General features: G+C 64.7%; 19 protein-coding genes. 12 read left to right on the forward strand and 7 right to left on the reverse strand.

Going from position 1 to position 21,870, the window contains the following annotated elements; all coding sequences use genetic code 11:
- Positions 1–2: 2 nt before the first annotated feature.
- The 3 genes from BLV07_RS26110 to BLV07_RS26120 are packed head-to-tail and all read right to left on the reverse strand — an operon-like array spanning position 3 to position 2,659.
- Complete coding sequence (locus BLV07_RS26110) at positions 3–1,553, reverse strand: WS/DGAT/MGAT family O-acyltransferase (RefSeq protein WP_091891542.1); 1,551 nt, start codon at positions 1,551–1,553, stop codon at positions 3–5.
- A 48-nt stretch (positions 1,554–1,601) separates the two neighbouring features.
- Complete coding sequence (locus BLV07_RS26115) at positions 1,602–2,402, reverse strand: alpha/beta fold hydrolase (protein WP_091891545.1); 801 nt, start codon at positions 2,400–2,402, stop codon at positions 1,602–1,604.
- Entirely contained in the window at positions 2,402–2,659 is a 258-nt protein-coding gene (locus BLV07_RS26120; RefSeq protein ID WP_091891548.1) for a DUF6489 family protein, read from the reverse strand. Before BLV07_RS26120 ends, BLV07_RS26115 begins: the two co-directional genes overlap by 1 nt.
- Positions 2,660–2,966: 307 nt before the next feature.
- On the opposite strand from BLV07_RS26120, the gene BLV07_RS26125 reads away from it, so the two are divergent.
- The 12 genes from BLV07_RS26125 to BLV07_RS26180 all read left to right on the forward strand — a co-directional run bounded on the left by BLV07_RS26125 (position 2,967) and on the right by BLV07_RS26180 (position 16,688).
- Positions 2,967–4,562 carry an ABC transporter substrate-binding protein gene (locus tag BLV07_RS26125; RefSeq protein WP_091891551.1) on the forward strand — a complete coding sequence of 532 codons (1,596 nt, stop codon included), beginning with the start codon at positions 2,967–2,969 and terminating at the stop codon, positions 4,560–4,562.
- A gap of 104 nt (positions 4,563–4,666) precedes the next feature.
- Positions 4,667–5,647: an ABC transporter permease gene (locus tag BLV07_RS26130; protein WP_091891554.1), complete on the forward strand. Its 981-nt coding sequence runs from the start codon at positions 4,667–4,669 to the stop codon at positions 5,645–5,647.
- A gap of 10 nt (positions 5,648–5,657) precedes the next feature.
- Positions 5,658–6,629, forward strand: coding sequence for an ABC transporter permease (locus BLV07_RS26135; protein WP_091891557.1), 972 nt, complete (start codon positions 5,658–5,660; stop codon positions 6,627–6,629).
- Between the two features lie 14 nt (positions 6,630–6,643).
- Entirely contained in the window at positions 6,644–7,630 is a 987-nt protein-coding gene (locus tag BLV07_RS26140; protein WP_091891561.1) for an ABC transporter ATP-binding protein, read from the forward strand.
- The gene (locus BLV07_RS26145; RefSeq protein ID WP_091891564.1) at positions 7,627–8,616 is read left to right on the forward strand and encodes an ABC transporter ATP-binding protein; all 990 of its coding nucleotides are present in this window, start codon (positions 7,627–7,629) and stop codon (positions 8,614–8,616) included. Before BLV07_RS26140 ends, BLV07_RS26145 begins: the two co-directional genes overlap by 4 nt.
- An 81-nt stretch (positions 8,617–8,697) precedes the next feature.
- The gene (locus BLV07_RS26150) at positions 8,698–10,503 is read left to right on the forward strand and encodes a gamma-glutamyltransferase family protein (protein WP_091891567.1); all 1,806 of its coding nucleotides are present in this window, start codon (positions 8,698–8,700) and stop codon (positions 10,501–10,503) included.
- A 10-nt stretch (positions 10,504–10,513) separates the two neighbouring features.
- A complete protein-coding gene (locus BLV07_RS26155) occupies positions 10,514–11,224 on the forward strand; it encodes a DUF1028 domain-containing protein (RefSeq protein WP_091891569.1) in 711 nt (236 codons plus the stop codon).
- On the forward strand, positions 11,221–12,210 hold the full coding sequence (locus tag BLV07_RS26160) for an ABC transporter ATP-binding protein (protein WP_091891572.1): 990 nt from the start codon (positions 11,221–11,223) through the stop codon (positions 12,208–12,210). The genes BLV07_RS26155 and BLV07_RS26160 overlap by 4 nt, the downstream gene beginning before the upstream one ends.
- Positions 12,210–13,316, forward strand: a complete 1,107-nt coding sequence (locus tag BLV07_RS26165) for an ABC transporter ATP-binding protein (protein ID WP_176945757.1) — start codon at positions 12,210–12,212, stop codon at positions 13,314–13,316. The genes BLV07_RS26160 and BLV07_RS26165 overlap by 1 nt, the downstream gene beginning before the upstream one ends.
- 22 nt (positions 13,317–13,338) lie before the next feature.
- On the forward strand, positions 13,339–14,847 hold the full coding sequence (locus BLV07_RS26170; RefSeq protein ID WP_091891574.1) for an ABC transporter substrate-binding protein: 1,509 nt from the start codon (positions 13,339–13,341) through the stop codon (positions 14,845–14,847).
- 10 nt (positions 14,848–14,857) lie between these two features.
- Complete coding sequence (locus tag BLV07_RS26175) at positions 14,858–15,799, forward strand: ABC transporter permease (RefSeq protein WP_091891577.1); 942 nt, start codon at positions 14,858–14,860, stop codon at positions 15,797–15,799.
- Between the two features lie 4 nt (positions 15,800–15,803).
- Positions 15,804–16,688 carry an ABC transporter permease gene (locus BLV07_RS26180; RefSeq protein WP_091891580.1) on the forward strand — a complete coding sequence of 295 codons (885 nt, stop codon included), beginning with the start codon at positions 15,804–15,806 and terminating at the stop codon, positions 16,686–16,688.
- Positions 16,689–16,889: 201 nt separating this feature from the next.
- Here the strand turns inward: BLV07_RS26180 and cnbZ are convergent, their stop codons facing one another.
- The 4 genes from cnbZ to BLV07_RS26200 are packed head-to-tail and all read right to left on the reverse strand — an operon-like array spanning position 16,890 to position 21,861.
- Entirely contained in the window at positions 16,890–17,636 is a 747-nt protein-coding gene (gene cnbZ, locus BLV07_RS26185) for a 2-amino-5-chloromuconate deaminase CnbZ (RefSeq protein ID WP_091891583.1), read from the reverse strand.
- A 9-nt stretch (positions 17,637–17,645) separates the two neighbouring features.
- Positions 17,646–18,896 carry an adenylate/guanylate cyclase domain-containing protein gene (locus tag BLV07_RS26190; protein WP_091891586.1) on the reverse strand — a complete coding sequence of 417 codons (1,251 nt, stop codon included), beginning with the start codon at positions 18,894–18,896 and terminating at the stop codon, positions 17,646–17,648.
- Positions 18,893–19,282 (reverse strand): response regulator, encoded by a 390-nt coding sequence (locus BLV07_RS26195; RefSeq protein ID WP_018315558.1) that lies wholly within the window; start codon positions 19,280–19,282, stop codon positions 18,893–18,895. The genes BLV07_RS26190 and BLV07_RS26195 overlap by 4 nt, the downstream gene beginning before the upstream one ends.
- Positions 19,279–21,861: a sensor histidine kinase gene (locus tag BLV07_RS26200; protein WP_091891589.1), complete on the reverse strand. Its 2,583-nt coding sequence runs from the start codon at positions 21,859–21,861 to the stop codon at positions 19,279–19,281. Before BLV07_RS26200 ends, BLV07_RS26195 begins: the two co-directional genes overlap by 4 nt.
- Between the last annotated feature and the right edge of the window lie 9 nt (positions 21,862–21,870).

The following is a 21,870-nucleotide window of genomic DNA, read 5'->3' on the forward strand; positions in this document are numbered from 1 at the left end:
TCCTACTCGGCAGCGCCCTTGATGTCGGCCACGGGCGGCGCATAGGCCGCCTCCAGTGCCGCGAACTCTTCCGGCAGCATGTCGCACATCACTTGCACATGCGGAATGATGTTGGCGCCGACGATGAAGCCGAAATCGAGCTGGTCTCGATAGCTCTGCACGGTGATGTTGAGCGCCTGCCCATGCGTCGCGATCGACACCGGGAAGATGTGCAGAAGCTCGGCCCCTGCGGCATAGAGCGTCTGTCGCGGTCCGGGCACGTTGGACACCGTGATGTTGGCGGCCGGCGGCAGCACGTCCGACAGGTTGGAGCGGCTGTAGAGCAGCGCCAGGATCTGCACCATGATCGGTGCGCCCAGCATCGAGATATTGGAGACCTGCGGCATCAGTGCCCGCAGCGGATGCGACATCTCCTTGGACTTGGTCGATTGCGCGATGATCGCTTCGAGCCGCGCCTTTGGATCGGCGATGTTGGTCGCGATCGAGCAGATCATGCCGAACACCTGGTTGTTGGCCTCGGTGTTGCCCTCCTCGCGCAGCGAGATCGGCACGGCGGCGGTGAGGGATTTCGCCGGCAGCGTGCCATATTGCTGCAGATAGCGGCGGACCACGCCTGAGGCGAGCGCCAGCACCACGTCGTTGAGCTTGCCGCCGGCCTGCTTGGCCAGCGCCTTCGCCCGCGACAGCGAGATCGACACGCCGGCGAAGCTGCGCTCCGACGAGATGGTCTTGTTGAGCATGGTCGGCGGCGACACCATGCTGGCGAGGCTCTCGCGCGACTTCGGATCGGCGACCTTACCGAGCACGTCGGAGACGCTCTTGAGCACGGTCGGGATGTTGCCAGCGAAGCGTACCGCACTCTCGATCTGGTACATCGCATTGTCGAACAGGATCGAACCGATGTCACTCTTGCCGGTGCGCGGCAATTGAAGGTTCTTCGCGGCCGCCGATGCATCGAGCGGCTGGCTGAAGAGCTGCTGATAGGAATCGAGCAGGTTGGCGGCGATGTCGCGCGGCTCCTGTCCGGGCTTGGCCCCTGCCGTCGGAGGATCGACCTTCCGCGGGATCGGCGAGATGTCGTAGATCATGTTGGTCAGGGCCGCACCGGCGCCGCCGTCGATGGCGGCATGATGCATCTTGGAATAAAGCCCGACCTCGTTGTCCTTCATGCCCTCGAACACGTAGAACTCCCAGAGCGGACGGGCCCGGTTCAGGAGCTTGGCATGCATCCAGCCGACGATGCGTTCGAGCGTGGCGCGGTCGCGCGGCTGCGGCAGGCTGGCGCGGAAAATGTGGCGGTCGATGTCGAACTGGTCGTCCTCGACCCAGGAGGGGTGATCAATGTCGAGCGGCGCCTTCTCCAGCCGCGCCTTCAGGATCGGCGCGATGTGCAGGCGCGAGACGATCATCGCCTTGAAGTCTTCGAAGAAGTCGCCCTTGTAATCGTCAGGCAGGCGAAAGATAGCCATGCTGCCGACATGCATCGGCATTTCCGGCGTTTCCAGATAGAGAAACGACGCGTCCAGCGACGACAGCTTCTTACCGTCAGCCATAGTTCCCTCCCGCAAGATTTCGACGGGCGCCTTGGTCTGCGCTTCTCGTCAGGCCGATACTGCCTGTTCCGGCGGGGCATATGCAATGGCAAACGGCCCGGCCCGGTCAAATGGCCAGAATTCCCCCTCCGGTTGCGCCAGGCGGTCCGCCACGGCCCATAGCGCCGCGGGGTTGACCCCGAGCCCGATATGGCTCGCCAGGTGCACCTCGATGTTTTCGGCACGGTCGGAAGGACGCAGCAGACAGGTCCGCCAGTTCACGACACCGTCGGCGCGCGAATAGATCGAGCTCGTGGGCACCGGCAGATCGCCGGCGATCGCCTCGCGCTGTTCGGCAAAATCCTCGACCCGCTCGCCGGACAGCGCCTCGTACAGCCGCGTGGCGTTGGTCGCCCGCACGTCGTTGGCAAAAGGGCTGCCGAGCGTGACGACATAGCGGACCATTTCCGGCGCCTGAAGTGCGAGATCACGGGCATAGACGCCGCCGAGGCTCCACCCGACCAGGCTGACCTTGCGTCCGGACGCGGCATGGATTTCGCCCAGACGAACGCGCAAGGCGTCGCGCATCCGTCCGAGCCCGCCAAGATTGCGGCCCATCCGCCAGGCATGTGCCTCATAACCGAGCTCGCTGAGATAGCGCCGCATCGGCGCCATCGAGAGATCGCTGGCGAGGAAGCCCGGCAGCGCCAGCACCGGATGGCCGTCGCCCCTTGGTGCGCGCATCAGCAGCGGTGACAGCAGCAGGCTCGCATTGAGTTCGAACAGGCCCCGAGCCTCGGCAAGCAGCAGTCCGACACCCGGCGGACGAAGCCGGCCTGAATCCAGCGTCCCGTCCGGCTCTGACGGCACTATTTCTTCTTGTCGCTACTGCGCGTGCCGCCGAGGCCAGCCATCGCGACGAACATATCCTGAAACCGCTCGGCGAGCTTGGGATCGTACGTAAACCAGCTCTGGACCAACGATTCGGGCGAGACCTTGTCGATGTTGCTCAAGACCTGCTGCTGTAGCTTGTCCATCACCGCCGTCTGCATCGGCGACACATCGGGCAATCCAAAGAACTGGCGGGCCTCGAGGGGGGTGCAGTCGATTTCGATGTTAACTTTCATATCCCCTCCGGATGAGATTCGAGCGGCCTGCCGGTAGTATCGCCGCGAGTTGTGGTGCGACGCAAGCGACCTGATGTCGGCGGCGGGACGCCGGCTTCCGCCATCGGCGGGTATGGTCAATCAAATTGCTCGCACCTGCGTCCATCCGCCGACCAATGCTGGTCAGCATTGCTGCACAGCGGTGCAAGTTGGCGCGTTCCTTGCTGGAATGACGCTTGCACGGGTCGAGAACTCTGGGCAACATGGATTGATCGGCCGGCCGAACAAATCAAAAATCACCGGCACGGCGGTGTGGAGAGGGTCAAGAATGTCAGTAGGTCGAAGTCTGTTTGCGGCGGCGCTCGCCGGTACGGTTGCGTTGACGGTCTCGCCGGCGTTGAGCCAGACGTTGCGCTATGCCAACCAGGGCGACCTGAAGTCGCTTGATCCCTATACCCTCAACGAGAGCACCACCCATGCCCATCTCGGTCATGTCTATCAAGGCCTGACTGCGCGGGACAAGGACCTCAAGATCATTCCGGCACTGGCGGAAAGCTGGGAAACTCCGGAGCCGACCCGCTGGCGCTTCCATTTGCGCAAGGGCGTGAAATTCCACAACGGCGATCCCTTCACCGCCGACGATGTGCTGTTCTCCGCCGATCGGGTCCGCAAGAAGGGGTCCAATATGCAGACCCGCCTTGCGGCCGACGTCAAGGTCGTGAAGGTCGACGACTACACCGTCGATTTCGTCCTGCCCTCGCCCAATCCCATCCTGCATTCGTCGTGGGATGTCTGGTACATCATGGACAAGAAATGGGCCGAGGAGAACAATGTCGTCGATCCGACGCCGGTGGCGGCGACCACGCCGAGCTACGCCTCGCTGCACGAGAATGGCACCGGCCCCTTCATCATCGAAAGCCACCAGCCCGGCGTGAAGACGGTGTTCAAAGCCAACCCCAATTACTGGGGCAAGATGGAAGGTAACCTGAAGGAGATCATCTTCACCCCGATCGCCTCCGATGCCACCCGCGTCGCCGCGCTGCTCTCGGGCGAAGTCGATGTCATCGAGCCGGTGCCGATCCAGGATATTTCCCGCGTCGATTCCAGCCCGAATGCACAGGTGCTGAAAGGGCCGGAGCTACGCACCATCTTCATCGGCTTCGACCAGACCCGCGACGAGTTGCTCTACTCCAACGTCAAGGGCAAGAACCCGTTCAAGGACGTCCGTGTCCGCGAGGCCTTCTACAAGGCGATTGATATCGAGCTGATCAAGACGCGCGTCATGCGTGGACTGTCGACGCCGTCAGCTCTGATGATCGCGCCGGAATTGTTTGTGCTGTCCAAGGAGTTCACGCGGCCGAAATTCGACCCTGATGGCGCCAAGAAGCTTCTGACCGCGGCCGGTTACCCTGACGGCTTCGAGGTCACCATGGATTGCCCGAACGATCGTTACGTCAACGACGCCGCGATCTGCCAGGCCGTCGTCGGCATGCTCGCCCGCATCGGCGTCAAGATCAATCTCTTGGCGCAGCCGAAGGCGCAATACTTCGCCAAGGTGCTCAAGCAAGGCGGCTACCAGACCTCGTTCTACCTCTTGGGCTGGACGCCGAGCACGATGGATTCCCACAACGTGCTCTATGACATCATGGGTTGCCGCGACGATGCGAAATCCTCGCGCGGCGAGGCCAACCTCGGCGGCTACTGCAACAAGGAGTTCGACGCCATCACCGACAAGGTGCTGGTCGAAACCGACACTGCCAAGCGCAACCAGTTGATCAAGCAGGCCTACGAAATCGCCAACAAGGACTGGGCCTACATCCCGCTGCACCAGCAGGCTCTGGCCTGGGGCGTATCGAAAAAGGTCAACCTGCCGCAGCGTGCCGACAATCTCGTCATGTTCCACTGGGCAACCAAGAAGGAATAGCGTCAGTTGAACACGAGGTCCCGGCAGCGTCAGACTTCCGGGACCTTTCCTTTTCCGGCCGACAAGGACGTCGGCCGTACGCACACCCAAGGAAAGTGGAAGGCATGCTCGCTTTCACGCTTCGCCGCGCCGTTCAGGCCATCGGCGTCATGTTCGCCGTCGGCATCATCGCCTTCTCGATGTTCCGCTTCGCCGGCGACCCCGTCAACCAGATCGTCTCGATCGACACGTCGGCGGCCGAACGCGAAGTCGTGCGCAAGTCGCTCGGCCTGGACGATCCCGTGCCGTTGCAATTCGTGCGCTACTTCGCCGATGCCGCGCAGTTCAAGTTCGGCGTCTCCTATCAGTTCCGCCAGCCGGTCTCGACGCTGTTGATGGAGCGCATGCCGGCGACGCTGGAACTTGCGATCTGCGCGACCGTCTTTGCCATGGTGCTCGGCATCCTGATGGGCGTCTATTCGGCGCTCAGGCGGGATACCGTGCTCGCCAAATTATTCCAGGCGGTTTCACTGATCGGCATCTCGCTGCCAACTTTCCTGATCGGCATTCTTCTGATCTATCTGTTCGCGGTGACATTGGGCTGGCTGCCCTCCTTCGGCCGCGGCGAGGTGGTCAAGCTTGGCTGGTGGACCACGGGCCTGCTCACGCTGTCGGGCCTGAAGGCGCTGATCATGCCCGCGATCACGCTCGGCCTGTTCCAGATGACCCTGATCATGCGGCTGGTGCGCGCGGAGATGCTGGAAGTGCTGCGGACCGACTATATCCGCTTCGCCCGCGCGAGGGGGCTGACCACCCGTGCCATTCATTTCGGCCACGCGCTGAAGAACACGCTGATTCCCGTGATCACGGTCGCCGGACTTCAGTTTGGCTCGGTTATTGCCTTTTCGATCATCACCGAAACCGTGTTCCAATGGCCGGGCATGGGACTTCTGTTCGTGCAGGCCGTGCAAAATGTCGATATCCCGATCATGGCCGCCTACCTGCTGATGGTCTCGCTGATTTTCGTCACTATCAATTTGGTGGTCGACATCCTCTACACCGTGGTCGATCCGCGCTTGCGCTCGACCGTCGGTCGCGCCGCATAAGGCAGCCTGCATGTCCGACGCAGTCGTCTCCAATTCCGACAAGCCGAGCGCGCAGCCGATGCATGCCGCCCACAGCTGGTTCAGTCGCGCGCTCGACAGCGACCTCTTTTATTCGTTCCGGCGCTCCAAGCTCACCATGGTGGCGGCGGCCATCACGGTCTTGTTCTTCCTGCTTGCGATCTTTGCCTCCTGGCTCGCGGTGCAGAACCCGTTCGATCCGGCGCAACTGCAATTGATGAATTCGCGGATTTCACCGCTGTGGACCGCGGACGGCCAGAGCCCGTTCCTGCTCGGCACCGACGAGCAGGGTCGCGACGTGTTCTCCGCCATTCTCTACGGGATGCGCATCTCGCTCGCTGTCGGCGTGGCCGGCGTGATCTTCGCCGGCGCGCTCGGCATCGCGCTCGGCCTGATCGCCGGCTATTTCGGCGGCGCGGTCGACGGCGTGATCATGCGGATCGCTGACGTGCAGCTCACCTTTCCCGCCATCCTGATTGCGCTGCTGGTCAATGGCATCGCGAAATCGATCCTGGGCAACCGCCTGGATGCCAACAGCATGTTGGTGGTGCTGGTGATCTCGATCGGCCTGAGCTTCTGGGTGGGCTATGCCCGCACGGTGCGCGGTTCCGTCATGGTCGAAAAGAACAAGGACTATGTCGCCGCCGCGCAGCTGATCGGCCTGCCCGCGCCAAAGATCATGCTGCGGCATGTGCTGCCGAACACGATGGGCCCGATCCTGGTCATCGCCACCATCAACCTCGCGCTGGCCATCATCACCGAGGCGACGCTGTCCTTCCTCGGCGTCGGCCTGCCCGACACCATGCCCTCGCTGGGGACGCTGATCCGGATCGGCAACAACTACCTGTTCGCCGGCGAATGGTGGATCGTCGCCTTCCCCGGGCTTGCGTTGGCAGCGCTGATCCTCTCGATCAACCTGCTCGGCGACTGGCTGCGCGACGCGCTGAACCCGAAGCTCAGATGAGTACGGCTCCGCCCATGACCGAACCTGTTCTCTCCGTGCGTAATCTTCATGTGGAGTTCGCCTCCCGCCGCGGCACGCTGCGCGCCATCGACGGCGTCTCCTTCGACATCGCCAAGGGCGAGGTGCTCGGCGTGGTCGGCGAATCCGGCGCCGGCAAGTCCGTCACCGGCCTCTCGGTGATCGGCCTGATCGATCCGCCCGGCCGCATCGCCGGCGGCGAGATTCATCTCGCGGGCCTGCGCATCGACAATCTGCCACCGGAGGAGATGCGCCGCATCCGGGGCAAGCGCATCGGCATGATCTTCCAGGATCCCCTCACCTCGCTCAATCCGCTCTACCGGGTCGGCGACCAGATCGTGGAGACGATCCGGACCCACCTCAATCTCTCCGAACAAGCGGCGCGCCGCCGCGCCATCGACCTCTTGGCCGAAGTCGGCATTCCCGCGCCGGAAAAGCGCATCGACGGCTATCCCCACGAATTCTCCGGCGGCATGCGCCAGCGCGTGGTGATTGCGCTGGCGATCTGCGCCGAGCCGGAACTGATCATCGCAGACGAGCCGACCACCGCGCTCGATGTCTCCGTGCAGGCGCAGATCATCTCCCTGATCAAGCGGCTCGGGCGCGACCACGGCACCGCCGTGATGCTGGTGACCCACGACATGGGCGTGATCGCGGAGACGTCGGACCGGGTCGCGGTGATGTATGCCGGCCGTATCGCCGAGATCGGTCCGGTGCAGGATGTCGTGAAGAATCCGCTGCACCCCTACGCCAGGGGGCTGATGGGCGCGATCCCGACGCTGGCCGGAGACGACAAGCGTCTCGTGCAGATACCCGGCTCCATGCCGCGCCTGTCGGCGATTCCGCCGGGTTGCTCGTTCAATCCGCGCTGCGCCTTCGCCTTCGACCGCTGCCGGGTGGAACGGCCGGAGCCGCTCCCACGTGGCGCGCAGTCGGTTGCCTGCCACCTCTATGACAATGTGCCGGCGGAGAGCGCGGCATGAGTGCTCCCTTCGTCCAGGCCACCAATCTGCGCCGCGTCTTCGACGTCTCGAAGCCATGGCTCAACCGCGTGCTCGAAGGCGGGCATCTCGAATATCTCAAGGCGGTCGATCACGTTACCTTCGAGATCAGGAAGGGCGAGACGTTCGCCCTGGTCGGCGAATCCGGTTCCGGCAAGACGACCGTCGCGCGTATGGTCGTCGGCCTGTTGCCGCCGAGCTCCGGCGATGTGCTGATCGACGGCGTGTCGATGACCGATCCGCGACAGGCGTCGGCGCGGCGGAAGCTACGCCGCCGCATCCAAATGATCTTCCAGGACCCCTATGCGAGCCTGAACCCTCGCTTCCGGGTCGACGCCATCATCTCCGAGCCGATCCGCGCCTTCGACCTGATCCAGGGTGAGCGCGACATCCAGGCCCGCGTCGGCGAGCTGCTCAGCCTCGTCGGTCTGCATCCAGACGACCGGCTGAAATTTCCGCACGAATTCTCCGGCGGCCAGCGCCAGCGCATCGCGATCGCGCGCGCGCTCGCATCGGACGCCGAGTTCATCGTCTGCGACGAGCCGACCTCGGCGCTCGACGTGTCCGTGCAGGCGCAGATCCTGAACCTGATGCGCGATCTCCAGGACAAGTTCGGCCTGACCTACATGTTCATCAGCCACAACCTCGCCGTGGTCCGCCACATGGCGAGCCGGGTCGGCGTGATGTATCTCGGCCGCATCGTCGAGATCGCGGAAGGACGCGAGCTGTTCGCCCGTCCGCGCATGCCCTACACCAAGATGCTGCTGGGTGCTGTGCCAGATCTCGCCATGAGCGGCCGCCAGCGCGTTCCGGTGAAAGGCGAGATCCCGAACCCGATCCATCCCCCCTCCGGCTGCGCCTTCAACCCGCGCTGTCCGCTGGCGTTCGATCTCTGTCGCAAGGACACGCCGGAACTGATCGACGGCGTCGCCTGCCACGCGGTCAACACCGCGCCGGTCCCGGCGTGACGCGCGCGTGCCATGCAGCCTGCGCATTTGGCGGCGGCGTGGCCCTGTGATCAATTGCGCGCGTCGCAAATGAGGTAGCCCATGGCCAGCAAAATCAATCCCGATCCGTTCACGACGAGGCCGGAGATCGAAGGCACCTTCGGGGTCGTCGCCACCACGCATTGGATTGCGACCGCCGTTGGCATGGGCATCCTGGAGAAGGGCGGCAACGCCTTCGACGCCGGTGTCGCCACCGCCTTCACGCTCCAGGTGGTCGAGCCGCATCTGAACGGCCCCGGCGGCGACGTGCCTGTCATCGTCCATGACGTCAAGCGCGGCCGCACCGAAGTGATCTGCGGCCAGGGCCCGGCACCGGCGCGCGCCACCATCGCGCACTACAAGAGCGAAGGCCTCGACATGGTGCCTGGCACCGGTCTGCTCGCCGCCTGCGTTCCCGGCACCTTCGAATCCTGGATGATGCTGCTGCGCGACTACGGCACGATGCGTGTGCGCGATGTGCTGGAGCCCGCGATCTCCTATGCGCGTGACGGCTATCCGCTGGTCGAGCGCGCCTGCGCCACGATCCAGACCGTCGAGCAGCTATTCCGCAAGCACTGGCCGACATCGGCGGCCGTGTACCTGCCGAATGGCGAGGTGCCGACGCCCGGAACGCTGTTCACCAACAAGACGCTGGCTACGACCTACTCCCGCATTCTCAGCGAAGCCGAGAGCGGCGGCGGCGGCCGCGACGCCGAGATCGAGCGCGCGCGAAAAGCCTGGTCGCAAGGTTTCGTTGCGGAAGCCATCGACAAATTCTGCCGCACCCAGGAGGTCATGGACGTCAGCGGCTCGCCGCATCGCGGCGTCCTCTCGGCCGACGACATGGCGCGCTGGCAGCCGACGATCGAGGCGCCGCTCACCTACGATTATGGCCGCTACACCGTCTGCAAGGCCGGCGTCTGGAGCCAGGGCCCGGTGACGCTCCAGCAGCTCGCTCTGTTGAAAGGCTTTGCGCTCGACGGGCTCGATCCGACCGGGCCGGAGTTCATCCATCTCCAGATCGAATGCGCCAAGCTGGCATTCGCCGACCGCGAAAAATTCTACGGCGACCCCAAATTCAACGAGATCCCGATCACGACGTTGCTGTCGGATGCCTATAATGACGAGCGCCGCAAGCTCGTCACCGAAAAGGCCTCGCTCGACTTCCGCCCCGGCTCGGTCGAGGGCTTTGGCGGCGTGGTCAAGCTTCGCCGCGCCGAGGGCCAGCGCGAGGCGGTCGGCGCGCTCGGGGCCGGCGAGCCGACCGTGGGCCGCTTCGGCGAAGTGCGCGGCGACACCGTGCATTTCGACATCATCGACAAGGCCGGCAACATGGTGTCCTCGACGCCGTCGGGCGGATGGCTGCAATCCTCGCCGATCATTCCCGAGCTCGGCTTTTGTCTCGGCAGCCGCGCGCAGATGTTCTGGCTCGAGGAGGACCATCCTGCCGCGCTCGCGCCGGGCAAGCGGCCGCGCACCACGCTGTCGCCGACCATGGCGCTGCGCGATGGCGAGCCGTATCTGGCCTGGGGCTCGCCCGGCGGCGATCAGCAGGACCAGTGGATCACGCAGTTCTTCCTGCGCCACGTCCATTGCAACCTCAATCTCCAGGAGGCGATCGACGCGCCGGCCTGGCACTCCGAGCATTTTCCGATCTCGTTCTGGCCGCGCACCGCGCGCCCGGGCGTGCTCGTGGTCGAGAACCGCGTGCCGAAGGCCACGATCGAGAACCTTCGCGAGCGCGGGCACGTCGTCGAGGTCGGTCCCGACTGGTCGGAAGGCCGCCTCACCGCGGCCTCGCGCGTCGGCGTGCGCCGGCGCGCAGCCGCAAATCCCCGCGGCATGCAGGGCTACGCCACAGGACGCTGATGGGCACAAAATGACCTGGTCGATCATCGCGCGCGATCCTGCCACCGGCCAGTTCGGCATTGCCGTCGCGACCCGGTTCTTCGCCGTCGGCGCGCGCGTACCTTTCATTGCGGCTGGACTCGGGGCAATCGCCACGCAGGCCTTGGTCAATCCCTATTACGGCATCGACGGCGTCAAGCTGCTGCGCGAAGGCCTCAATGCACACGACATCATTGCCGCGCTGCTCGCTGCCGACGACGGCCGCGAAAGTCGCCAGATCCACATCATGGATGCGAGCGGCGAGATCGCCGCGCATACCGGGTGCGATTGTATCGACTGGTGCGGGCACATCGCGGGCAGCGGCTTCTCCATCGCCGGCAACATGCTTGCGGGCGCCGACGTGCTCGACGAGACCGCAAAGACCTACATCGCCAACGACAGCCTGCCCTTCCCGCGCCGTCTGCTCGCGGCCATGCGCGCCGGCGAAGCCGCCGGCGGTGACAAGCGGGGCAAGCAGTCGGCGGCGCTGCTGATCCATGGCGAGGAGGAATGGCCGGCGTTGGACATTCGCGCCGACGATCATCCCGATCCGCTCGGGGAGCTCGAACGGCTCGAGCGGGTCAGCCAGGAGCTCTGGGTGCACTTCCGCGCCTCCATGCCGACACGGCAGAACCCGGCCGGCAACACCGATCGCAGCGTCATCGACGCCAGCATCAAAGCAGCCCGCGCAAGACAGTCATGAGCGCCAGTCCCCTCATCGAGATCACGGATCTGCGCATTCGCTTCCACGGCGACGATGGCCGTGTCACCCACGCGGTCGACTGCGTCGATCTCAGCGTCGCCAATGGCGCCACGCTCGGCCTCGTCGGCGAATCCGGCTGCGGCAAGAGCGTGACGTCGCTGGCGATCATGGGCTTGCTGCCGAAGCAAAGCGCGGAGATATCGGGTACGATCCGCTTCGAGGGGTTCGACCTGCTGAGCACCCCGGACCAGACCCTGCGCGACCTCCGCGGCAACCGTCTGGCGATGATCTTCCAGGAGCCGATGACCTCGCTCAACCCGAGCCTGACCATCGGCGACCAGATCATCGAGACGATCTTGCGCCATCGCGGCGGTTCGCGGCGCAGTGCGCGCGAGCGGACGATCGAGCTTCTGCGCCGCGTCCACATCCCCTCACCCGAGCGACGGATCGACGAATATCCGCACAAGCTCTCCGGCGGCATGCGCCAGCGCGTGATGATCGCGATGGCGCTGGCCTGCGATCCGCGCCTCTTGATTGCTGACGAGCCCACCACGGCGCTCGATGTCACCTTGCAGGCCCAGATTCTGGAGCTGATGCGGGAGTTGAAGGCGGCGAGCGGTGCCGCCATCATTCTGATCACGCATGATCTCGGCGTCGTCGCCGAGGTCTGCGACGAGGTCGCGGTGATGTATGCCGGCGAGATCGTCGAGCGCGCGCCGGTGGACGAATTGTTCTCGGCACCTCAGCATCCCTACACCGTCGGCCTGCTCGGCTCGATCCCGCGCCTCGACCATCGCGCCGAGGAGCTCGCGACGATCGAAGGCATGGTGCCGAACATGGCGCAGCCGCCCGCCGGCTGTCGCTTCGCCGCGCGCTGTCCGTTCGTGCTGGATGCCTGCACCAAGGCGCCGCCGCCATTGATCGAAGTCAGCCCCGGCCACCTGTCGCGCTGCATCCGCGCGCCGCTTGAACGTCTGGTGTCGTGATGGCACTGCTCGAGGTCGAAGGGCTGGTCAAGCATTTCGTCGCCGAACGCTCGCTGTTCGGCCGCGCTCGGGCGCACGTCAAGGCGGTCGATGGCGTCAGCTTCTCGCTCGAAGCCGGCAAGACGCTGGCCCTGGTCGGCGAATCCGGTTGCGGCAAATCCACCGTCAGTCGCCTGGTGCTGCGGCTGATCGAGCCGGATGCAGGTACGGTACGCTTTGACGGCCGTGATCTTCTCTCCCTGGACGCCAATGCACTCCGCGCCTTCCGCCGCGAAGCCCAAATCATCTTCCAGGACCCCTACGCCTCGCTCAATCCGCGCATGACGGTCGGCCAGATCCTGACCGAGCCGCTGGCGCTACACGATCTCGTGCCTCCCGCACAGCGGCGCGAGCGGGTCACCGAACTGCTGCGGCTGGTCGGGCTGGAGCCGCGGCTGGCGCAGCGCTATCCGCATGAATTCTCCGGCGGTCAGCGCCAGCGCATTGCCATCGCCCGTGCGCTCGCGGTCGAGCCGAAGCTGATCATCTGCGACGAGCCGGTCTCGGCGCTGGACGTCTCGATCCGCTCGCAGATCCTTAATCTGCTGCGCGAGCTCCAGGACCGGCTCGGCCTCGCCTACATCTTCGTCTCGCATGACCTCGCCGTGGTCAAGCACATCGCCGACCACGTGGCGGTGATGAATCTCGGCCAGATCGTCGAGACGGCGGAGGCCGACGCGCTCTTCGCAGCACCGCGCCATCCCTATAGCCGGGCGCTGTTGTCCGCGATCCCCCTGCCACAGCCGAAAGCGAAGCGAACGACGGTCCTATTGGCGGGCGAGATCCCTAGCGCGCTCAACCCGCCGGCCGGCTGCCGCTTCCATACGCGCTGCCCCTTCGTTATCGAGCGCTGTCGTACCGAGGCGCCGGAGCTCGTGGCCGACCGCGCGGGCCACGCCGCCGCCTGTCACCGTGTAAGCGAGCTGCCGTCTGCCGACGCCATCCTGCCGGCGGCCGGCGGGTTTTCGCCGGCACTTGCAAAATTGGTCGCGGCCTTCAGCCAAAAGACGGAAGGCGAAGCCGTCTCCGGGGTTGGTATACAAGACACCGCGCCCACAACGACGTAGTCGAAGCAATGGGGACTGTCCGATGAAGATGTTTCGCCGGGCCGCAACGGCCACCGCCTTCCTGCTGTCGGTCGTAACAGCACAAGCCCAAACCACGCTGCGCATCGGTCTTGCCGAGGATCCCGACATCCTCGATCCATCGATGGCACGCACCTATGTCGGCCGCATCGTGTTCTCCGCGTTCTGCGACAAGCTGTTCGACATCGACGAGAAGCTTAACATCGTGCCGCAGCTCGCGCTGTCCAGCGAAACGGCCGATGACGGCAAAGCGCTCGTCATCAAGCTCCGCCCCGGCGTGAAATTTCACGACGGCGAGCCGTTCGATGCCGAGGCCGCCAAGTTCTCGCTGGAGCGCCACCTGACCTTCCCGGGCTCCTTCCGCAAGCCGGAGCTGGCCTCGGTCGACCACATCGACGTCGTCGATCCCCTCACCATCAAGCTGGTGCTGAAGTCGCCGTTCTCGCCGCTGCTCGCGCAGCTCACCGATCGTGCCGGCATGATGGTGTCGCCGAAGGCGGCCAAGGAAGCCGGCGACAAGTTCGGCCTGCGTCCGGTCTGCGCCGGTCCCTACAAATTCGTCGAGCGCGTGCAGCAGGACCGCATCGTGTTCGAGAAGTTCGCCGACTACTGGAACAAGGACAACGTCTTCATCGACCGCATCGTGTTCCAGCCGATCGTCGATGCCACGGTGCGGCTCGCAAACCTGAAGTCCGGCGGCCTCGACCTGATCGAGCGGGTGCTCGCCACCGACCTCAAGGAGGTTCGCGCGGATTCGCGGCTGAAGGTCGCGACCGCCATCGAGCTGGGCTATCAGGGGGTCACCCTCAACATCGGCAAGGACAAGGCCAAAGGGCCGCTCAGCCAATCCGCCAAGGTGCGACAGGCGCTCGATCTCGCCATCGACCGCGAAGCGATCAACCAGGTCGTGTTCAACGGCGAGTTTCAGGTTGGCAATCAATGGGTCAATCCTGATCATCCGTATTATCAGAAATCCCTTCCGGTCCGTCCCCGCAATGTCGAGAAAGCCAAGGCGCTGCTGAAGGAAGCCGGTGTGACGCCGCCGGTCAGCGTCGACTTCCTGGTGCCGAAGGGCGCCGAGACGGAGACGCCGGCGCAGGTGATCCAGTCGATGGCGGCCGAAGCCGGCTTCGACATGAAGATTCGCCTCACCGAATTCGCGACCGGACTGAAGCAGGCGGAGGCCGGAGACTACCAGGCTTACCTGCTCGCCTGGAGCGGCCGCGTCGATCCCGACGGCAACACCTACGTCTTCCTCCACAGCGGCGCGCCGCAGAACTACGGCGCGTGGAACAATGCACAGGCCGACAAGGCGCTGGAGGATGCGCGAGCGGTGACCGATTCCACCAAGCGCAAGGCCAGTTACGAAGCTCTGGCGAAACTGGTCCGGGAGGAAGAGCCGCTCCTTTACCTCTACCATCGCCGCATCATCATCGCGCACACGACCAAGCTCGAAGGTTACAGGCAGATGCCCGACGGCCTCGTGCGCGTGGTCGGCCTCAAGCTGAAGTGACGCCGAAGGGATGCTGAACTTCCTCGCCCGCCGCCTTGTCCAGATCGTGCCGACACTGTTCTTCGTGTCGGTGTTGATCTTCTCGCTGCAGCAATTGCTGCCGGGCGATCCCGCGCTGGTGATGGCGGGCGAAGAGCGCGATCCTGCGGTGATCGAGCAGATCCGGCATCAGTACCGGCTCGATCAGCCGATTCCCGTGCAGTATGCCTACTGGATCAAGGGCGTCCTGTCGGGCGATTTCGGCGAGTCGCTGCGCAACAAGATGCCGGTGCGCGAGCTGATCGCACAGAAGCTGCCGGTGACGCTACAGCTCGGCTCGATGGCGATCCTGATCGCGTTCTGCATCGGCATTCCCGCCGGCATCGTCGCGGCCGTGAAGAAAGGCACTGTCTGGGACTACGGCGCCAATTTCTTCGCGCTGTGGGGCATCTCCACGCCGAATTTCTGGCTCGGCATCATGCTGATCTTCCTGTTCTCGATCGAGCTCGGCTGGCTGCCGGCCTCGGGCTATGTGCCGCTCACCGAAAACTGGCGCGCGAGCCTGGCGGCCACCATCATGCCCGCCTTCGTGCTCGGCAACGCGATTGCCGCGATCCTGATGCGGCATACGCGCAGCGCCATGCTGCAGGTGCTGGAGAGCGACTATGTCCGCACCGCGCGCGCCAAGGGACTGTCGGAACGCTCGGTCATCCTCAAGCACGCGATGCGCAACGCACTGACGCCCATCATCACGCTCGGCGCGCTCGAGCTCGGCACACTGCTGTCGGGCGCGGTGCTGACCGAGCAGATCTTCTCCATCCCCGGCTTCGGCAAGCTGATCGTGGATGCCGTGTTCAACCGCGACTATGCGGTCGTGCAGGGCGTGGTGCTGGTGACGGCCACGGTCTACATCACGCTGAATCTCGTTGCGGACGTCGCCTATATCCTCGTCAATCCGCGGCTACGGGGCTAGTGCCATGACCGACACGGCGCTGGCCAGTTCCGTCACGCAAGCTCACGAGCCGGACAGCCCGGCACGCCGCGCCCGGCGGCGTCTGTTCAAGCGCAAGGCCGCTGTATTTGGCCTCATCGTGATCATCGCGTTCATTCTTCTTGCGGTGCTTGCACCCGTCGTCGTTCCCTATGATCCCGTCGCGACGAGCTGGAGCCTGGTGCGCAAGCCGCCGACCGCCGCGCACTGGTTCGGCACCGACGAGCTCGGCCGCGACGTCCTGAGCCGCGTGGTTTACGGCGCGCGCGCCTCGCTGCTCGCCGGTCTGATCTCGGTCGCCATCGCGCTCGGCATCGGCCTGCCGCTGGGCCTCGTCGCCGGCTATCGCGGCGGTTTCACCGATGCGCTGATCAGCCGGATCACCGACGCGATGCTCGCCTGCCCGTTCCTGATCCTGGCGATTGCGCTGGCGGCATTCCTCGGCCCCAGTCTCGGCAACGCCATGATCGCGATCGGCATCTCCGCAACGCCAATCTTCATCCGCCTGACCCGCGGCCAGGTGCTGAGCGTCAAGGCCGAGGACTATGTCGAGGCCGCGCGCGCGCTCGGCAATCCGCCGTGGCGGATCGCGTTCTCACACATCCTGCCGAACATCCTGCCGGCGCTGCTGGTGCAGGCGACGCTGTCGATCGCCGCGGCCATCATCGCCGAAGCCGCGTTGTCCTTCCTCGGCCTCGGCCAGCAACCGCCGGCACCGTCATGGGGCAGCATGCTCAATGCCGCGCAGCGCTTCCTGACCCAGGCGCCCTGGATGGCGATCTGGCCGGGCCTTGCGATCTTCCTGGTGGTGCTGTCGCTGAACCTGCTCGGCGACGGCCTGCGCGACGCACTCGACCCGCGCCAGCGCTGAGTTTGGATCAACGTTGCCGCCCTACACCTCTCCCCGTCGGGGAGAGGTCGGATTGCACCTGGCGATGCCACGCATCGTCCAATGCAATCCGGGTGAGGGGCCGCAGCATTCAGTGAGACTGAAACCCCTCACCCGGATCGCATCTTTGATGCGATCCGACCTCTCCCTACGGGAGAGGTGAAGATCACCAGCCGATAGACCTCAAATCACCACCTCCCGCATCACGCGGCGGCAATCCATCTCATATTCGAGATCGACCACGGGAGGCCGGGCAAAATGCCAGGTCAGGCCGGAGCGCAGCGCGCCGCGACGGACCAGCTCGTCGACCAGCGCGTGGTGGAAGTCGTGCACCGAATAAGCCTGCACGCCGGTCGTGTCCTTCCAGCCGAAGCCGAAGGCCGCCATGCGGTTCTCCATCTGCGAGGTCGTGGTGAAGCGCACCTTCTCCCGCAGCCCTTCCGGGCTGAGATCGCGGTAGCGCACCGTGCGCTCGACATAGGTGCCGCTGCCTTCGCGTGCCTCGGCGCCACCGGCGATCACGAAGCTCGGCGCTTTCGCCGTCGTCGGGCGCGTGAAGGAGAACGCGTAGAATGACGGCTCGGACGGCGGATCGATCTCGGGGCAGACATTGCTGCGTGCCACCGGATTGGTGGTGCCGTCGAAGATGCCCCATTCCGACAGCGTCTTCACATAGTGCAGGTTGAACGCCCGAAAACCTTCCTCGCTGAAAGCCGCCGGCGAGCGCAATTCGCAGGCACAGAATGCCGTCAGCGGCCGCCCGGCCTGCTGGATGAACTTCGCCGCCAGCGCAAATCCTTCCGCAAGCGGCACCAGGCGGTCGAACCGAACGCGCTCGATCTCGTAGCCATCATCTGCGGCGGCACCCGCCGAGTACTGGAACACGGACGGAATGAAACGATAATTGCCGGCAGAGAACTCACGGATCATGACGGACTCCTATTCCAGTTGCATGCGAATGCCCTTGGCGCCGTTGAGCAGGCGTCTTAGGTGAAAGCCGGCCAAGGGATCGTCGGCGTGCATGCCGACCAGCGCGGCAAAGGCAGGCATGGCGGCGGCATCGCCTGCCTCCATCTTGGCAAAAGCCTCGGCATACAGCGCCGTCTCCGGCGCATCGAATTTGGCCTGCGGCAGCGGTTCGAACGCGCGCAGCGGCTCGCTGCGCCCTCGCAGCATCAGCTCGCCTATGGGGCGACCTTGAAAATTCTCAGCCGACTTGGCGACGCTGGCGCTGACGCAAATGTGCGTTCCCAGATGCTTGTTGGCAGCCTCCAGCCGCGCCGCGATATTGATCGTGTCGCCGTAAGCGGTGTAGTCGAAGAAGCGATTGCCGCCGAAATTGCCGACCAGCGCCGGGCCCGCATGCACGCCGATCCGGGTCGTCCCGAAATTCACACCCCTCGCTCTCCAACGCGCCGAGAAGTCCTCCGCCCAGGCGTCGAGATCATGGGCGCAGGCGACCGCACGCGTCGCATAATCCGGCTGGTCCCCCGGCGCATTGAAGAGCACCTGGATCGCATCGCCGATGATTTTCGTGACCGTCCCCTCATGCGCGAAGACGATCTCGGTCATGCCGCCGACATATTCATTGAGGAGCTCGCCGAGCATCTGGGGCGCCGCGCTCTCCACCAGCGACGTGAAGCCGGTGATGTCGGTGAAGATGGTCGCGACCTCGCGCCACTGCACGTCCATGCCGTCGCCGGCGACATCCGCCGCCAGGCGCCTGGCGATCTCCGGCGAGAAGAAGCGCGACAGCGACGCATGGGCGCGCTCGGCCTCCAGCTGGCGCCGCCGCACCTCGCGCAGCATCTCGACATGGCGAATGGTTTTATCGATCGTGGCTTCCAAATCGGCGAAATCGATCGGCTTGGTGAGGAAGTCGAATGCGCCGCGATTCATGGCGGTGCGGATGTTGCTCATGTCGCCATAGGCGGAGACGATAATGGTCGACTTCTTGTCCTCGGCCTCCTGGAGCTTCGCCAGCAGCGACAGTCCGTCCATCCTGGGCATGTTGATGTCGGAGACCACCATGTCGACATGCGGATTCTGCTCGAGCGATTGCAGCGCCTCGAGGCCGTCGCGCGCGAACATGATATCGATGCGCCCCTCCCGGATCTGCCTGCGGAATTTTTGCAGGATCAGCGCCTCGAGGTCCGGCTCGTCATCGACGAAGAGGATGGTCGCAGTCATGCGGCTTGCTCGAGCCTCGTGTCGATCTCCTGCCGCAGCAGTGCAAAGTCGATCGGCTTGGTCAGGAGCCCGACGGCGCCGCGCTCGATCGCCTTGCGGCGCGTTTCGGCGTCGCCATAGGCAGTGATCATGATGACGGGAACGTCCGGATGCGCGGCACGTACCTTCGGCAGCATGTCGAGCCCGCTCATGCCGGGCATGTTGATGTCCGATAGAATCAGGATCAGCGAGGGATCGCGAACCTCGGCGGCGCGCTTGAGTGCATCGGGCGCAGAGGACGCAAATTCCATCTGGAAGCGTCCCGCGCGCAGCTCGCGCCGGAACTGCTGCCGGAACAGCGCCTCGACGTCGGGCTCGTCATCGACGACCAGGATGTAAACGTTCAAGTCTCGTCTCCAGTAGTTCCGCCTGCCGCCATCGTGCGCGGCAGTGTGATGATGAATTCGGTGAATACACCGGGCTCGGTGTTCACGTCGATCGTGCCGCCGTGCTGTTTCACGACGATGTCATGGCTCATGGAAAGGCCGAGCCCGGTGCCCTCGCCGGCCGGCTTGGTGGTGAAGAAGGGATTGAACATCTTCTGCTTCACCTCGAGCGGAATCCCGGTGCCGTTATCGCGGATCCGGATCTCGACCCTGTCGCCGAGGTTCTTCGTTGCCGCGCGCAAGGTCGGCTCGAACGCCTCGCCCGCGCTCTCCTTGCGCTTGGCGGTGGCATAGAAGCCGTTGGAGATCAGGTTGAGAAAGACGCGTGTGATCTCTTGCGGATAGATATCGACCATGCCGGCGGCCGGATCGAGCTCGCGCTGCAGCGTGACGTTGAAGGCCGGCCTTTCGGCGCGCGCGCCGTGGTAGGCCAGATTGAGGCTCTCCTCCACGACTGCATTGATATCCACCGCGCGATGCTCGCCGGAGCCCTCCCGCGAATGCAGCAGCATGTTCCTGACGATGGAATCAGCGCGCTTGCCGTGCTGCACCACCTTCTCGAGATTGGCCCTGAGCATGCCGGTCAGTTCGTCGACCTCCTCCTTCGTCTTGCCATCGAGCGCGGCCGACTGCAGGGTCTCCTTAAGCTCGTCGATCAGCTCGGTCGAAACCGCGGAGAAGTTGTTGACGAAATTGAGCGGGTTCTTGATCTCGTGGGCGATGCCCGCCGTGAGCTGGCCGAGGGAGGCGAGCTTCTCGGTCTGGATCAGGCGGTCCTGGGCAGCGCGGAGGTCGTCGAGCGACTGCGACAACTCTCTGGTACGCTCCTGGACCTCCTCGAACAATCGGACATTCTCGATCGCGATAAGGGCCTGGTCTGCGAAGGTCGTGGCGAGTTCGATCTGCTTCGCGCTGAACGGCCGCACCTCGTGTCGTGTCAGAACGAATACCCCGATCGGTATCCCCTCTCGAAGCAGGGGCACACCCAGCATCGTACGCACGTTGGCGCGCCTTCGGGCGGACGAGGGCGCATATTCCGGGTCGGCCTGCACATCCGGGACATGAACCGTCTTACCGTCGAGCAGCGTGCGGCCGACCACACTTCCGCGTTCAGGTACGGACGCGAATGTCCGAAGCTTGTTTTCCTGTTCTGCGTCGAGTCCGCAGCTTGCCGCCAAATAGAAAACGCCATCGTTGGGCCGGAAAATCGTCCCCTCGTCCGCGTCACACAAGCGAGCTGCCGAGCCAACAAGCGTGTTCAGCACGGCTTGCAGGTCGAACGCCGAACGGCTGATGACTTTCAACACGTCGGCGGTCGCAGTCTGCTGCTGCAGGGACTCGCTCAATTCCGCTGTGCGCCGTTCGACCTTGTTTTCGAGGTCGGCATAAGATTCCTGCAAGCGCGCGCCCATCTCGTTGAACTGGTTGGCGAGACCTTCGAGCTCGTCGCCGGTTTTGATCGAGATGCGCTGGGAGAAGTCGCCGCCGCCGATGCGCTCTGCGCCGCTGCGCAGCGCCTGGATCGGCCCAACCATGCGGCGCGCGAGAAAGATCCCCGCAAGCACCGCGAAAATCGAAGCCGCCAGCAGCACGATCGCGAGCCGCTGCAACGAGGCATAAAGTGCGGCGTAGGCCTCTTCGACAGGAAGCTCTACGAACATGGTCCAGCCCAGCGGCGCGATCGGGGCCGATGCGGTCAACACCTTCTGCCCCTGAATATTGCGCGCTTCGGGAAGCGCGTCGGAGGTGGGGCCACTGCCGGCCTGCGCGGCGCGCACTTGCGCGAGACCCGACATGTCGGTGTTGCGTAGGACCAGGCTGATATCGGGATGCGCGATCAGACGCCCCTCGGGGCCAACCACATAGGCATGCCCGTGCTCGCCGACCTTGATTTGCGACACGACGTCCCAGATCAGCTTGAGATTGACCTCGGCGATGCTGACGCCGGCATCTTTGCGCGCGCCGCCCAGCGCCAACGTCATGTAGGGCTCGGACTCCCGGCGGAAATAGACCGGCCCGTAATAGATTTTGTGTGCGAGCGCCTCGGTGAATTTCGGATCGCTCGACAGGTCGATCCCGCTGTCGACAGAGTTCATCGCCAGCCGCGAGACCCGCAACCGCTCCCTGCCGGTCGAATCCACCTGGGCGAGCTCGGTGACGGCAGGCACTTGGCGGAGCAGCCGCAGCGCGTCGAAGCGGCGCTGCTCGATCGAGCCTACCGACCAGGGCAATTGCGTGGTCCAGCCGAGCTGGCTCTCGATCTCCTTGACGAACTGGCCGATCTTGGCCGCGGCCGCCTCGGCCTGCTCGTGCTGGACCCGGATCAGCGAGGCCTTGTGCTCACGGTAATAGAAGAAGACCTCGAACAGGCCGTTGGCGAGCAGCGCGACGGCGACCACGGCCACGAACAGCGCGACATATTTGGTGAACAGCCGGGTCCTGATCCCGCGGCCCGCCGCTTCGCCGGACGCGCCCTCCCCCGGCGCCGCGCTCGGCAGCGTCCTCTCTTGCGGGGTGTCGGGATGGAGGGAAAGGCTCATCCCTCGGAA

The organism is Bradyrhizobium sp. Rc2d, from assembly GCF_900099855.1.
In the GTDB taxonomy this organism is placed as follows: Bacteria; Pseudomonadota; Alphaproteobacteria; order Rhizobiales; family Xanthobacteraceae; genus Bradyrhizobium.

Excerpts from the sequence above, each read along its gene's own strand:
- BLV07_RS26110 (WP_091891542.1), bottom strand. The coding sequence starts at position 1,553 with ATGGCTGACGGTAAGAAGCTGTCGTCGCTGGACGCGTCGTTTCTCTAT.
- BLV07_RS26120 (WP_091891548.1), bottom strand. The coding sequence starts at position 2,659 with ATGAAAGTTAACATCGAAATCGACTGCACCCCCCTCGAGGCCCGCCAG.
- BLV07_RS26125 (WP_091891551.1), top strand. The coding sequence starts at position 2,967 with ATGTCAGTAGGTCGAAGTCTGTTTGCGGCGGCGCTCGCCGGTACGGTT.
- BLV07_RS26130 (WP_091891554.1), top strand. The coding sequence starts at position 4,667 with ATGCTCGCTTTCACGCTTCGCCGCGCCGTTCAGGCCATCGGCGTCATG.
- BLV07_RS26135 (WP_091891557.1), top strand. The coding sequence starts at position 5,658 with ATGTCCGACGCAGTCGTCTCCAATTCCGACAAGCCGAGCGCGCAGCCG.
- BLV07_RS26140 (WP_091891561.1), top strand. The coding sequence starts at position 6,644 with ATGACCGAACCTGTTCTCTCCGTGCGTAATCTTCATGTGGAGTTCGCC.
- BLV07_RS26145 (WP_091891564.1), top strand. The coding sequence starts at position 7,627 with ATGAGTGCTCCCTTCGTCCAGGCCACCAATCTGCGCCGCGTCTTCGAC.
- BLV07_RS26150 (WP_091891567.1), top strand. The coding sequence starts at position 8,698 with ATGGCCAGCAAAATCAATCCCGATCCGTTCACGACGAGGCCGGAGATC.
- BLV07_RS26155 (WP_091891569.1), top strand. The coding sequence starts at position 10,514 with ATGACCTGGTCGATCATCGCGCGCGATCCTGCCACCGGCCAGTTCGGC.
- BLV07_RS26160 (WP_091891572.1), top strand. The coding sequence starts at position 11,221 with ATGAGCGCCAGTCCCCTCATCGAGATCACGGATCTGCGCATTCGCTTC.
- BLV07_RS26165 (WP_176945757.1), top strand. The coding sequence starts at position 12,210 with ATGGCACTGCTCGAGGTCGAAGGGCTGGTCAAGCATTTCGTCGCCGAA.
- BLV07_RS26170 (WP_091891574.1), top strand. The coding sequence starts at position 13,339 with ATGAAGATGTTTCGCCGGGCCGCAACGGCCACCGCCTTCCTGCTGTCG.
- BLV07_RS26175 (WP_091891577.1), top strand. The coding sequence starts at position 14,858 with ATGCTGAACTTCCTCGCCCGCCGCCTTGTCCAGATCGTGCCGACACTG.
- BLV07_RS26180 (WP_091891580.1), top strand. The coding sequence starts at position 15,804 with ATGACCGACACGGCGCTGGCCAGTTCCGTCACGCAAGCTCACGAGCCG.
- cnbZ (WP_091891583.1), bottom strand. The coding sequence starts at position 17,636 with ATGATCCGTGAGTTCTCTGCCGGCAATTATCGTTTCATTCCGTCCGTG.
- BLV07_RS26190 (WP_091891586.1), bottom strand. The coding sequence starts at position 18,896 with ATGACTGCGACCATCCTCTTCGTCGATGACGAGCCGGACCTCGAGGCG.
- BLV07_RS26200 (WP_091891589.1), bottom strand. The coding sequence starts at position 21,861 with ATGAGCCTTTCCCTCCATCCCGACACCCCGCAAGAGAGGACGCTGCCG.